This window comes from Pseudomonas inefficax, from assembly GCF_900277125.1.
GTDB classification, from domain to species: Bacteria; Pseudomonadota; Gammaproteobacteria; order Pseudomonadales; family Pseudomonadaceae; genus Aquipseudomonas; species Aquipseudomonas inefficax.
On the sequence record NZ_OPYN01000187.1, the window covers coordinates 39,240 to 51,695 of the forward strand.

Below are 12,456 nucleotides of genomic sequence, written 5' to 3' on the forward strand. Positions count from 1 at the left end.
GCCTATCAACCGCCCGCCGGGGGCGCAAAGATCGCCCCCAACTGTTCGCGGCTTTGCGCCATGCCCACGCTCTCGCGCAGGCCCTGGCGCAGAAACTCCAGCAGCTTCGATTGCAGGGCAATGGCCAGGTCGGTTTCCGGGTCGCCACCCGCCACGTATGCGCCCACGCTGATCAGGTCGCGGCTTTGCGACAGGCGCGACCACAACTGCTTGAACTTCTGCGCCTGGCGCAAATGGTCGGCATCGACCACCTGGGGCATGACCCGGCTGATCGAGGCTTCGATGTCGATGGCCGGGTAATGGCCTTCCTCGGCCAAACGCCGCGACAGCACGAAGTGGCCATCGAGTACACCGCGTGCCGCGTCGGCAATCGGGTCCTGCTGGTCGTCACCCTCGGACAACACGGTGTAGAACGCGGTGATCGAACCACCGCCTGGCTCGCCGTTGCCGGCCCGCTCCACTAGCTTAGGCAGCTTGGCGAACACCGACGGCGGGTAACCCCGGGTAGCCGGCGGCTCGCCGATGGCCAGGGCGATTTCCCGCTGGGCCTGGGCGAAACGGGTCAGCGAGTCCATCAGCAACAGCACGTTCTTGCCCTTGTCGCGGAAGTACTCGGCAATACGTGTGCAGTACATGGCCGCACGCAGGCGCATCAGCGGCGCATCGTCGGCGGGCGAAGCGACCACCACAGAGCGCTTGAGGCCTTCTTCACCAAGGATATGTTCGATGAACTCCTTGACCTCCCTCCCCCGCTCACCGATCAGGCCGACGACGATGACTTCGGCTTCGGTGAAGCGGGTCATCATGCCCAGCAACACCGACTTGCCCACGCCGGTACCGGCAAACAGGCCCAGGCGCTGGCCGCGACCGACGGTGAGCAGGCCATTGATGCTGCGAATACCCACGTCCAGCGGCTTGCTGATGGGGTCGCGGTTCAACGGGTTGATCACCGGGCCGTCCATCGGCACCCAGTCCTCGGCCTTCATCCCACCCTTGCCATCCAGCGCGCGGCCGGCGCCGTCGAGCACCCTGCCGAGCATGCTCATGCCCATGGGCAGGCGGCCGCTGTCATCCAGCGGCACCACGCGGGCGCCGGGGGCGATGCCGACGATACTGCCGACCGGCATGAGGAATACCTTGGGCCCGGCAAAGCCCATGACCTCGGCTTCCACCTGCACCGGGTGGTAGCTGTCGTCGTTGATTACCAGGCAGCGGCTGCCGACTGCAGCGCGCAGGCCTTCTGCTTCCAGGGTGAGGCCGACCATGCGCAACAGGCGGCCTTCGACGATGGGCTGGGCCGGCAGCTCGATCGCCTCGGCATAGCTGCCCAGGCGCTTGCCGAAACTGGTGCGTTCAAGATGCATCCGGGCTACCCACGGCGCGCTCTGGCAGGCTGTCCAGGTCTACCGACATGTCCGGCGCTGCCGGGTGCAGCGAATGGTCGTGCAACTGGTCGAACAGTTGGGCCACGGCTTTTTCGATGCGGGTTTCCATGGTTGCGTCGATGCGGCTGTGCGCGGTCTCGATACGGCAGCCGCCGGGTAGCAGTGCGCTGTCCTCGAGCAGCCGCCAGCTTTCCTCATGGCGTTCGCGCAGGGCCTTGGCCAGCTCGAAATCCTGCGGGTTGAGGTGGATGCGGATATTGTCCGCGCCCATGGGCAGCAGCTTGAGCGCTTCGCGCAGTACCTGGGTGATCTGGCTGGAATCACCCCGCAGTTCGCGACCGATCACCTGACGGGTCATGTGTGCCACCAGGTGGACCAGGGTTTTCTCGATCTGCGTGTCTTGCTCGGCGATCGGCTCCATCAGGTTGGTCATCAGCCGGTCGAGGCTTTCCAGCTTGGTCTTCAGGGCCTCTTCGGCCTCCTGGCGGACTTTGAGCTGGGTGCTATGGAAGCCCTCGCGCTCACCGGTGGCGAAGCCCTCGTTGTAGGCTTCCTGGCGGATGGCCTCGAGTTCTTCCAGGGTCAGTGGCTGGACTTCTTCCAGCGGCACTTCCTCGACTTCTTCCTCGATTACCTCGGGTTCCGGCGCAGGCTGGGGCTCAGGCTCCGGTTCCGGGTCGAAGCTGGGCAGCGCCCATACGTCCACGCCCTCGAGGTCGCGGGCGCGGATCAGGTCGCTGGGGTGATGTTCTTTGGTGGGCATGCTGTCATGTTCTCAAACCATGTTCAGCCGACACGGTCCCTGTGGGAGCGGGTTTACCCGCGAATGCGTCGGCAGCGACAAGCTCTATCGCCAGGCCCGACGCCTTCGCGGGTAAACCCGCTCCCACAAGGGGCGGCGTCGGCCTTCAGATCGCGAATACCTTAGATCATTTCCTCGGCGCCCTTGCCGCCGAGCACGATCTCGCCGGCCTCGGCCATGCGGCGGGCGATGGTGAGGATTTCCTTCTGCGCCGTTTCCACGTCGCTGACCCGTACCGGCCCCTTGGCCTCCAGGTCGTCGCGCAACAGCTCCGACGCACGTTTGGACATGTTCTTGAAGATCTTGTCCTTGACCCGCTCGTCGGCGCCCTTGAGCGACACCACCAGCACGTCGGACGAGACCTCGCGCAGCAGTGCCTGGATGCCACGGTCGTCGACGTCGGCCAGGTTGTTGAAGACGAACATCAGGTCTTCGATCTGCTCGGACAGGTCGCTGTCGATTTCGCGGATCGCGTCCATCAGTGCACCTTCCACCGAGCTGTCGAGGAAGTTCATGATGTCGGCGGCGCGCTTGATGCCGCCCAAGGTGGTACGCGCCGCGTTGGAGTTGCCCGAGAACTGCTTCTCGAGGATCTGGTTCAGCTCCTTCAACGCCGCCGGTTGCACGGTGTTCAGCGACGACACGCGCAGGACGATGTCCAGGCGCACCTTGTGGTCGAAGTTGCTCAGCACTTCGCCGGCCTGGTCGGGGTCGAGGTAGGCGACCACGATGGCCTGGATCTGCGGGTGCTCGTAACGGATCACGTCGGCGACGGCGCGCGGCTCCATCCACTTGAGGCTGTCCAGGCCGCTGGTGTTGCCACCGAGCAGAATGCGGTCGACCAGGCCGTTGGCCTTGTCCTCGCCCAGGGCCTGGTTGAGCATCTTGCGGATATAGGCATCGGAGCCCACGCCCAGGCTGGTCTGGTCGCCGACGATTTCGACGAACTCGCTCATCACCTGCTCGACCTGTTCACGGTGCACATTGCCCATCTGCGCCATGGCCACACCCACCCGCTGCACTTCCTTGGGCCCCATGTGCCGCAGCACCTGGGCGGCGTCGGTTTCGCCCAGCGAAAGCAGAAGGATCGCCGCCTTGTCGACGCGGCTCAGCTTGGCGGTAACGGCTCGGTTATCACTCATCGGCGTTGATCCACTCTTTCACGACCTGGGCAACGCGGCCCGGGTCTTCGGCCACCAGGCCTTTGATTGCGTTGAGCTGTGCCTCGTAACCCTCGTTCGGGCTAGGCAGCAGAATGCTTGTCGGGCCACCCAGGCTGACGCGGTCGTTGGCCAGTTCGCCATCCAGACCGATCATGCCGCCCAGCTCCATGTCGCTATCCGAGGCAGCCTGCTTGCCGCCCCCTGTAATGTTGTTCAGCACCGGACGCAGCACGCCGAACACCAGCACCAAGATGAATACCACGCCCAGCACTTGCTTGACGATGTCCCAGAACCAAGGTTGCTGATAGAAGGCAATGTCGGCGATTTCTTCGCCACGATCGGCGGCGAACGGCACGTTGATCACTGTCACGCTGTCGCCACGGCTGGCATCGAAGCCGACCGCGTCCTGTACCAGGCGAGTGAAGCGTGCCAGGTCTTCGGCGCCCCACGGCGCACGGGTGGTATCACCGGTGGCCGGGTCGATCTTGACCTGGTCGTCCACCACCACCGCCACCGAAAGGCGGGTCATGCGCCCCTGCTGCTGGCGGGTGTGGCTGATGGAACGGTCCAGTTCGAAGTTCTTGGTGCTTTGCTGACGCTTGTCCGACGGGTACGGCGCGAGCATTGGCTGGCCGGTGGCCGGGTCCATGATCTGCTGGCCGTTGGCATCCACCAGCGGCTGGCCAGGCTGGATGGCAGCTGCCGGGGTAGCGGCACCACCGGTGGTCTGCGGTGCCGAGGCCGGGCCTGGCGGCTGGTTGCTCAGCGCGCCGGGCACACCTTGCGGGCCCTGGCTGCTGGCGCGTTGTTCGTCGACCGACTGCTCGCTGCGCAGCGCTGGCTGGTCAGGGTTGAACTGCTCGGAGGTGGACTCGACCGCGCTGAAGTCGAGGTCGGCGGACACTTCGGCCTTGTAGCGGTCATTGCCCAGCACTGGCTGCAGAATGTTGTGCACCCGCTGGGTGAGCATGCTTTCCACCCGGCGGCTGTAGTCGAACTGCTTGCCTGCCTGGGTCAGGGCGGTGTCCTGGATCTGCTCGGACAGCAGGTTGCCCTTCTGGTCGACCACGGTGACCTGGGACTTGTCCAGTTCCGGCACGCTGGTAGCGACCAGGTTGACGATGGCCATCACCTGCCCGGCTTCCAGGGCACGGCCCGGGTACAGCTCGACCAGTACCGAGGCGCTCGGCTTGCGTTCGTCACGCACGAACACCGAGCTTTTCGGGATGGCCAGGTGCACGCGCGCACCCTTGACGTTGTTCAGGCTGGACACGGTACGCGCCAGTTCACCTTCCAGGCTGCGACGGTAACGGGTGGCTTCCATGAACTGGCTGGTACCCAGGCCCTGCTCCTTGTCGAGCAGTTCGAAACCGACATTGCCATCGCTGGGTGCCACACCAGCGGCCGCCAGCTTCAGGCGCGCACGGGAGAGGTCGTCGGCCTTGACCAGCAGAGCGCCGGAATTGGGCTCGACGTTGTAGGGGATGTCGGCAGCGGCCAGGGTATCCATGACCTGCTTGGTGTCCATGCCCGCCAGGCTGCCATACAGCGGACGGTAATCGGGTTGTTGCGACCACAGCACCACGGCAAAGCCGATCGCCACGCTGGCGGCCAGGCCGACCAGAAGGCCGACCTGACGCAGCATGGGCATCTGCGCGATGTTTTCCAGAAACGCCATGCCGAACAGCGGCGGTTTGGCCGCGGGCGGGCCGCTTTTGGCGGGGGGGTTGTCGACGACTGCTTCAGCCATGGTTTACGTCCGTCCTCAAACCGGCATCTGCATGATGTCCTGGTACGCCTGGACCAGCTTGTTGCGTACCTGGGTCAGGGCCTGCATCGACACGCTGGCCTTTTGCGAAGCGATCATCACATCGGTCAGGTCGACGCCACTCTTGCCGATCTCGAAGGCATTGGCCAGCTGGGTCGAAGCCTGCTGCGTCTCATGCACCTTGCCGATGGCCTGGCCGAGCATATCGGCAAAGGTACTCTGCCCGGGCGCCAGCTCGGGGGCTGCGGCCACCTTGGGCAGCGACATGGCATCGGCCTGCATGGCCCGCATGTCCAACATCAGACGATTGAATTCAACACCTTGGCTCATGACCCTTCTCTCTCCTGCGGCCGCATTTTTTTGACAGTGATGCGGCGGATAGCCAACCTAAAGCAACAAAGGTGCCAGCCTTGGCGAGTGCAAGATCCCGCGATCCCTGTGGGAGCGGGCATGCCCGCGAACACCGGCGTAGCCGGTGCCAGCCACCGCGTTGAATGCTTCGCGGGCACGCCCGCTCCCACAGGGGATCGTGCCAGCTACGGCGGTGAGTCGCTCATCAGCCGAACAGGCTGGCCTCGACGTCAAACCCGGCATCGCGCATCTGCGCCAGCTTGTAGCGCAGGGTACGCGGGCTTATCCCCAGGCGTTCGGCCGCCTCTTTGCGGCGACCGCGCTCGGCGCGCAGGGTGTCGATGATCATCTGGTACTCATGACGACGCATGTCATCGCCCAGCCCGCCGACCTCGGCTGTCACCTCAGGTGATGGCTCCGTGCCAGCCGACAATGGAATGGCGCCTGCCAGACAAAAATCCGCCGCCTCGATCACCCCGCCCTGCTGCAGGATCAGCGCCCGCTGCAGGGCATTGTCCAGTTCGCGCACATTGCCCGGCCAGGCATACGCCTGCAGGCATGCGCGCGCCTGGGGCGACAGGCGGACCGGGGCGTGTTTCATCTTCGCCACGTGTCGCGCCAACAGGCGCTCGGCCAATTGCAGGATGTCACCCGGGCGTTCGCGCAGGGGGCGCCAGGCCAGGGGGAACACCGACAGGCGGTAGTACAGGTCTTCACGGAAGCGCCCGGCCGCCACCTCGCCAGCCAGGTCACGGTTGGTCGTGGCCAGCACACGGATATCCAGGCTGATCGGCTTGCGCCCGCCTACCCGCTCCACCTCGCGCTCCTGCAGCACGCGCAGAAGCTTGGCCTGCAAGGCCATTGGCATTTCCGAGATTTCATCGAGCAGCAAGGTGCCACCTTCGGCCTGCTCGAACTTGCCGGCCTGCGCAGCGATGGCGCCGGTGAAGGCACCCTTCTCGTGGCCGAACAGGGTGGCCTCGAGCATGTTGTCGGGGATGGCAGCACAATTGATCGCCACGAAGGGCTGCGCTGCCCGCGGCGACTGCTGGTGAATGTAGCGCGCCAGCACTTCCTTGCCGGTGCCGGATTCGCCGGAGATCAGCACCGTCGAGTCGCTGCGCGCCACCCGCGCGGCCAGCTCCAGCAACTGTCGGCTGGCCGGCTCGCAGGCCACCGGGCCTTCTTCTTCAGCCACGCGCCCGGCGGCATGCCGCTCGACCAGGCTGAGCAACGCCTTGGGTTCGAACGGCTTGACCAGATAGTCGGCGGCCCCTTGGCGCATCGCCTCGACGGCGCGCTCCACCGCGGCATGCGCTGTCATCAGCAACACGGGCAATTGCGGATGCTGGCGGCGCAGTTGAGCCAGCAGTTGGTGGCCATCCATGCCAGGCATGTTCACATCGCTGACTACCAGGCTGAAGGCCTCCCCCAACACCGCTTCCAGCGCTTCTTCGGCACTGCCCACCGCCTGGTAGGCGAAACCGCCGATTTCCAGGGTATCGCCCAGCGCCTGGCGCAATACGCGGTCGTCCTCGACCAGCAGCACCTTGATTGCCATTACACGCCCTCCGCCGATTGCCCGTCGATCAATGGCAGCTCCACCCGCACGCAGGTACCACGGCCGACCTTCGAGCGCAGGCGCAGCGTACCCTGGTGCGCGCGCACCACAGCCTTGACCACCGCCAGGCCCAGGCCGGTGCCTGTGGCCTTGGTAGTCAGGAACGGCTCGCCCAGGCGGCCGAGCAGGTCTGCATCGATACCACTGCCGGCATCGCTTACAGACAGGTGCAGGCTGCGCTCGCGGCGGAACAGGTGCACCTTCAGGCGCGCCGGGTCGTCGCTGGCTTGCAGCGCATTTTCAATGAGGTTGAGCAATGCACCAATCAGGGTGTCCCGGTTGCACAGCAGCTCACCCAGATGGCTGTCGCACTGCCAGCGCACGGCGTGCCCTTGCACATGCGCCTGGGCAGCCTGCTGCAGGGCCTGGAACAAGGCTTTTGGCGTGACCCGATCACTCAACGGCAGCTCGCCACGGGCGAACACCAGCATGTCGCGCACCTGGTGCTCCAGCTCGTGCAGGCGCTCTTTCAGGGTGCCGGCAAAGCGCTGGCGGGTTTCCACGCTCAGATCTTGTTCGGGGTCAGCCAGGTGGCTGGCGTAGAGCATCGCCGCAGACAGTGGCGTACGGATCTGGTGCGCCAGCGAGGCAACCATGCGCCCCAGCGACGACAGGCGCTCGTGGCGAGCCAGCTGGTCTTGCAGGCGACGGGTTTCGGTCAGGTCGTTGAGCAATACCAACTGGCCGGGCTCGGCATCCAGCGAGCGGGTGGCAATGGACAGACGGCGGCCGTCGCGCAGCGAGACTTCGTGACCGTCATCCTTGCGCGGAGCAAAGCTGCGCGCGATCACCTGGCGCCACAGCTGGCCGACCAGCGGCTCGCCGAGCAGTTCGCAGGCGGCCGGGTTGGCTTCGCGTACCAGGCCCTGACCATCGATCACGATGACCCCGCCGGGTAGCAGGTCCAGCAAATTTTGCAGGCGGTTGGCCAGGCGTTCCTTTTCGCTCAGTTCATCGATGCGCTGGGCGCTGACCACCGCCAGCTCGCCCTTGAGCTCGCTGACTCGGGCTTCCAGCAGGCTGTAGGACTGGCTCAGTTGGCTGGATACCTGATTGAACAGGGCGAAGGCCTGTTCGACACCCTGGCGGCTTTCCTGCTCGACCAGGGTTTGCCCCTGCGGATCGGGGGCTCGGGATACGTGGGCGGCCTGGGGCATCTTGCTCTCTCGCGTGGCTGACCGTCATAAAAACGGTGTGTTGCCAGCGGTGTAGCAATAGCCGTGCCGGAGATAGGGATTTGCGCTAGCTGTGCCGGCCTCTTCGCGGGTGAACCCGCTCCCACAGGGATCGCGCCAGCTTAGAAGTTGGGCAAGACAGTTCCCACAGGGATCTAGCCGAACTCAAGCCGTGCATCGAACCTGTGGGAGCGGGCGTGCCCGCGAAGAGGCCGGCACAGGCAATCGCCCGCTATCAATCCTCTGCCTGCTCCTCGCCCCCCTGGCGGCTCATGCCGTACTTGCGCATCTTCTCGACCAAGGTGGTGCGGCGAATGCGCAAACGTTCAGCTGCGCGTGCAACGATACCGTTGGCATCGTCCAGCGCCTGCTGGATCAGGCCCTGTTCCAGGCTACCCAGGTAGTCCTTCAGGTCCAGGCCTTCAGGCGGCAGCATGGCGTGGTTGTTGAAGTTCGGCGTATGGCCGTTGATCGCCACGCGCTCCTCCAGGTCGCTGCGCAGGCTGTCGACCATCTGCTCGTCTTCGTCATCGACGTAACGGAATTTCTTCGGCAGCTCGGACACGCCAATCACCCCGTACGGGTGCATGATCGCCATGCGCTCGACCAGGTTGGCCAACTCACGCACGTTGCCCGGCCAGCCATGGCGACACAGCGACATGATCGACGCGGAGTTGAAGCGGATGGAACCGCGCTTCTCGTGCTCCATGCGCGAGATCAGCTCGTTCATCAGCAGCGGGATGTCTTCCACCCGCTCACGCAGCGGCGCCATCTCGATGGGGAACACGTTCAGGCGGTAGTAAAGGTCTTCGCGGAACGTGCCCTCCTCGATCATGGTCTCGAGGTTTTTGTGGGTCGCGGCAATGATGCGCACATCGATGCTCTGGGTCTTGTTGCTGCCCACGCGCTCGAAGGTACGCTCCTGCAGCACGCGCAAAAGCTTGACCTGCATCGGCAGCGGCATGTCGCCGATTTCGTCGAGGAACAGGGTACCGCCGTTGGCCAACTCGAAACGCCCGGCACGGCTGGTGATCGCCCCGGTGAAGGCACCCTTCTCGTGGCCGAACAGTTCGCTTTCCAGCAGTTCGGCCGGGATCGCACCGCAGTTGACCGGCACGAACGGCGCTTCGCGGCGCTTGGAATGGTAGTGCAGGTTGCGCGCGACCACTTCCTTGCCGGTGCCGGACTCACCCAGGATCAACACGCTGGCATCGGTATCGGCCACCTGCTGCATCATCTGCCGCACGTGCTGGATGGCACGGCTGGTGCCGACCAGGCTGCGGAACAGGTTGGGTTCGCGCTGGCGGCCACGCTCGCGCGCCTGGTCGTACATCTCGCGATAGACCTGGGCACGGTGCAGCGAATCCAGCAGCTGGCTGTAGCTTGGCGGCATTTCCAGGTTGGAAAGCACCCGGCGGCGAAGGTCTTCCGGGAACTCCGCAGAAGAAATTTCACCTAAAAGCAGAACCGGAAGGAACTCATCCCACCCAGCCACTGTCTTAACGAGCCCAAGCACATTGCCCGGGGCGTTTACAGTGCCGATGAGCACACACAGCACTTCGCGACTCGAAGACAAAGGCTCGACCACTTGCTGCCAGTCCTGGCTGGAGCAAGCGAGGTTTTCTTCGCCGAGGAAGTTAAGCACCACCGCCAGGTCGCGGCGGCGTGCGCTGTCGTCGTCGATCAGCAGAATCTTGGTTTCACGCCACATGCAATAGCAACTTCCCTAGTCATATCGGCGCCCGAGGGCGTGCTCGACATCATTCCGACTGAATGGTCAGTGTTCGGACGTCTGAAATTCGAAAACAGCCACTAGTAAAGTCAAAAAACACCAGCCAGTCAAATTAATGGCGCTTGGCTTTTTGCAGATTTGTGGTCAGGTGAACAAATGGTATACCTTTGCCGCGTTCTTCGCCTGACGGATTTTCGTCATTTCTTCCACCAAGGATTGACGTTCACCACTTGCAACATCGATTAGTTGACGGTATACGGCCAACAACTGCTCAAGGCTGGCACTGACATCGGCCTCGTTGCCTTTCGCCTCGCTCACCATGTCGCCGATGCGCAAGCGGCACTCCAGGTCCAGCTCACCCACCGCTTCCCAGTTGCGCTCGGCCAGCGCCGCCAGCAGCATTTCCCGAGTCTGCTCGATCCGGGTGATTACTTCGCTCATGCCATCCTCCTTTATCAGGAAGCCGACGACTGATCGCCGATTGCGTCCCAACCTTCCTTCACAGTGATCAGCAGGCGCGCGACCTCATCGATGATGGCCGGGTCGGCTTTGACGTTGGCCTCGATCAGGCGACGGCTCATGTACATGTACAAGCTGTCCAGCTCGGCCAGGCTTTCAGCATGGTTTTCCAGGTCCAGGCCTTCACGCAGGCCGCCGATGATGTCGATGGCCTTGCCGATGAGAATGCCCCTTTGCGCGACGTCGTTGCGGGCAATGGCGCCCTTGGCCTGTGCCATGCGATCAAGACCGCCCTGCATGAGCATCTGCACCAGGCGGTGCGGGCTGGCTTCGGATGTCTGCGCTGCGCCGTTGACTTTCTGGTACTGCCGAAGGGCCAACATCGGGTTCATGGATCTGCCTCGTTGCTGCGGTAAAAAGTTGCTTGTACCTGCTGTATCGCCTGTACGTCAAAGAACTTTAGGGGAAAAGCAAAAAGCCCGGGGCGTCTCGCGGACGCCGCCGGGCTTTTGGCATGTTCAGCCGATCAGGACTTCTTGGCCTGGGCGTTGATCGCTTCGAAGATCGAGGTGATCTGGTCGGCCTGGGCTTTCATCTTGCCCAGGGCGGTGTCCAGGGCTACGTACTTCTTGGTCAGCGACTCGGTCAGGGACTCTGTGCGGCGGTCCAGGGCTGCCTGCTGGTTGGCCAGTTCCGAGACCGCCTTGTCGAGGTTCGACTTGCGTGTTGCAAGGCTGCCATCGGTCTTGTTGTAAGGATCGATGGCCTTGTTCATGCGCTCGAAGATACCATCGGTGCCGGTGAACAGCTCCTGCACTTCCGGGCCGAGCTTCTTGTCGTTCATCGCCGAGGTGAACTTGCTGCTGTTGAATTCCAGCGTGCCATCTTTCTGGGTGTTGATACCCAACTGGCTCAGCGTGGTCAGCTGGTCGCCGGCCCCCACCTCACTCAGCACCTTGCGCACATCCCCCAGTAGAGAGCGGGTGGTTGGATCGTTGGTGAGCGGCCCGAGCACCAGCTTGTCATTGTCATCACGGCTGGTCGACGTCAGCGACGTGATCGCCTTCTGCAGCGTGTTGTAGGCATCGACGAAGCTCTGCACCGACTTCTTCAGGCCCTCATTGTCCGCTGCCACGGTAACCGCGGTCGGCGTACCGGTGGGAGCACCGCTGGCCTTGGCGCTGACCCCGGTCAGCTCGAGGGTCATGCCGCTGATGGCGCTGTCGAGGGTATTGGAGGCGCTCTTGACCTTCAGCCCGTCGATGGTCAGCTCGGCGTCCTGAGCCTTGGCAGTGATGAAGCCGGCGCCGGTGCCGGACATCTGCGTGGTGCCATCGATGGTCAGCTCAGGGATGCCGCTCAGGGAAATGTCGCTGCCGGCACCGGTGGTGGTCGAACTGAGCACCAGGCGCGAGCCGCCTTCTTCGTTGATGATGTTGGCGGAAATACCGTTGGCGCTCATTTCCTTGTTGATCTGGTCGCGCACGCTCTGCAGCGTAGCGCCGCTGGCCACGTCCAGATCATAGGTCTTGCCGCCCTGGCTGATGGTCAGCTTGCCAGCCGTGATCGCACTACTGGCGCCGCCGGAGAACTGCTGGCTGGCGACTTTCGAGCTGGTGGCCAGCTTGTCCACGACGATGTCGTAGCTGCCCGCCACGGCCGTGTTGCTGGACTTGATCTTGACCACCGACTCGTTGGCCGAGGTCGCTGCATAGGCGTTGAACGACGGCGCATCCTTGTTGTTGAGCGCCTTCATGGCGTCCTGGAATGCCGTAAGGGCACTGCGCAGCGAGCCGATACCCGAAATCATCGCAGTGTTGTTGCTGGTTTGCCGAGTGATCTGCGCCTGCTTGGCGGATGTATCGGCCTTGACCAACGCGGTCACGATCTCGGTAATGTTGAGACCAGAACCCAGGCCTGTACTGGAAGTAATCGGGCTTGCCATGCTGTAGTCCCTCTCATCAACGCGTCAACCCGCTCCTGCGGGACAGACATGCATC

The 12,456-nt window shown here is 63.7% G+C and carries 11 protein-coding genes; all 11 read right to left on the reverse strand.

The window, feature by feature from the left end:
- Window positions 1-5: 5 nt before the first annotated feature.
- Complete coding sequence (fliI, locus tag JV551A3_RS22950; RefSeq protein WP_133974401.1) at window positions 6-1,364, reverse strand: flagellar protein export ATPase FliI; 1,359 nt, start codon at window positions 1,362-1,364, stop codon at window positions 6-8.
- Complete coding sequence (gene fliH / locus JV551A3_RS22955) at window positions 1,354-2,148, reverse strand: flagellar assembly protein FliH (RefSeq protein ID WP_133974403.1); 795 nt, start codon at window positions 2,146-2,148, stop codon at window positions 1,354-1,356. The genes fliI and fliH overlap by 11 nt, the downstream gene beginning before the upstream one ends.
- Before the next feature lie 161 nt (window positions 2,149-2,309).
- Window positions 2,310-3,329 (reverse strand): flagellar motor switch protein FliG, encoded by a 1,020-nt coding sequence (fliG, locus tag JV551A3_RS22960; protein WP_003257289.1) that lies wholly within the window; start codon window positions 3,327-3,329, stop codon window positions 2,310-2,312.
- On the reverse strand, window positions 3,322-5,100 hold the full coding sequence (gene fliF / locus JV551A3_RS22965; protein WP_133974406.1) for a flagellar basal-body MS-ring/collar protein FliF: 1,779 nt from the start codon (window positions 5,098-5,100) through the stop codon (window positions 3,322-3,324). Before fliF ends, fliG begins: the two co-directional genes overlap by 8 nt.
- Window positions 5,101-5,115: 15 nt before the next feature.
- On the reverse strand, window positions 5,116-5,448 hold the full coding sequence (gene fliE, locus JV551A3_RS22970; RefSeq protein WP_013973606.1) for a flagellar hook-basal body complex protein FliE: 333 nt from the start codon (window positions 5,446-5,448) through the stop codon (window positions 5,116-5,118).
- 226 nt (window positions 5,449-5,674) lie between these two features.
- On the reverse strand, window positions 5,675-7,030 hold the full coding sequence (locus JV551A3_RS22980; RefSeq protein WP_133974408.1) for a sigma-54-dependent transcriptional regulator: 1,356 nt from the start codon (window positions 7,028-7,030) through the stop codon (window positions 5,675-5,677).
- Window positions 7,030-8,247, reverse strand: a complete 1,218-nt coding sequence (locus JV551A3_RS22985) for a sensor histidine kinase (RefSeq protein WP_133974410.1) — start codon at window positions 8,245-8,247, stop codon at window positions 7,030-7,032. Before JV551A3_RS22985 ends, JV551A3_RS22980 begins: the two co-directional genes overlap by 1 nt.
- Window positions 8,248-8,500: 253 nt before the next feature.
- The gene (fleQ, locus tag JV551A3_RS22990; RefSeq protein WP_112253092.1) at window positions 8,501-9,976 is read right to left on the reverse strand and encodes a transcriptional regulator FleQ; all 1,476 of its coding nucleotides are present in this window, start codon (window positions 9,974-9,976) and stop codon (window positions 8,501-8,503) included.
- A gap of 165 nt (window positions 9,977-10,141) precedes the next feature.
- The gene (locus JV551A3_RS22995; RefSeq protein WP_112253093.1) at window positions 10,142-10,438 is read right to left on the reverse strand and encodes a flagellar protein FliT; all 297 of its coding nucleotides are present in this window, start codon (window positions 10,436-10,438) and stop codon (window positions 10,142-10,144) included.
- Between the two features lie 14 nt (window positions 10,439-10,452).
- Window positions 10,453-10,848 (reverse strand): flagellar export chaperone FliS, encoded by a 396-nt coding sequence (gene fliS / locus JV551A3_RS23000; protein ID WP_112253094.1) that lies wholly within the window; start codon window positions 10,846-10,848, stop codon window positions 10,453-10,455.
- Window positions 10,849-10,982: 134 nt separating this feature from the next.
- On the reverse strand, window positions 10,983-12,401 hold the full coding sequence (gene fliD / locus JV551A3_RS23005) for a flagellar filament capping protein FliD (RefSeq protein ID WP_133974412.1): 1,419 nt from the start codon (window positions 12,399-12,401) through the stop codon (window positions 10,983-10,985).
- Window positions 12,402-12,456 lie beyond the last annotated feature (55 nt).

Bases quoted from the DNA above. Each gene is read 5' to 3' on its own strand.
- fliS (WP_112253094.1), bottom strand. From the start codon at position 10,848: ATGAACCCGATGTTGGCCCTTCGGCAGTACCAGAAAGTCAACGGCGCA.
- fleQ (WP_112253092.1), bottom strand. From the start codon at position 9,976: ATGTGGCGTGAAACCAAGATTCTGCTGATCGACGACGACAGCGCACGC.
- fliF (WP_133974406.1), bottom strand. From the start codon at position 5,100: ATGGCTGAAGCAGTCGTCGACAACCCCCCCGCCAAAAGCGGCCCGCCC.
- fliI (WP_133974401.1), bottom strand. From the start codon at position 1,364: ATGCATCTTGAACGCACCAGTTTCGGCAAGCGCCTGGGCAGCTATGCC.
- fliG (WP_003257289.1), bottom strand. From the start codon at position 3,329: ATGAGTGATAACCGAGCCGTTACCGCCAAGCTGAGCCGCGTCGACAAG.
- fliE (WP_013973606.1), bottom strand. From the start codon at position 5,448: ATGAGCCAAGGTGTTGAATTCAATCGTCTGATGTTGGACATGCGGGCC.
- JV551A3_RS22980 (WP_133974408.1), bottom strand. From the start codon at position 7,030: ATGGCAATCAAGGTGCTGCTGGTCGAGGACGACCGCGTATTGCGCCAG.
- JV551A3_RS22995 (WP_112253093.1), bottom strand. From the start codon at position 10,438: ATGAGCGAAGTAATCACCCGGATCGAGCAGACTCGGGAAATGCTGCTG.
- fliD (WP_133974412.1), bottom strand. From the start codon at position 12,401: ATGGCAAGCCCGATTACTTCCAGTACAGGCCTGGGTTCTGGTCTCAAC.
- JV551A3_RS22985 (WP_133974410.1), bottom strand. From the start codon at position 8,247: ATGCCCCAGGCCGCCCACGTATCCCGAGCCCCCGATCCGCAGGGGCAA.
- fliH (WP_133974403.1), bottom strand. From the start codon at position 2,148: ATGCCCACCAAAGAACATCACCCCAGCGACCTGATCCGCGCCCGCGAC.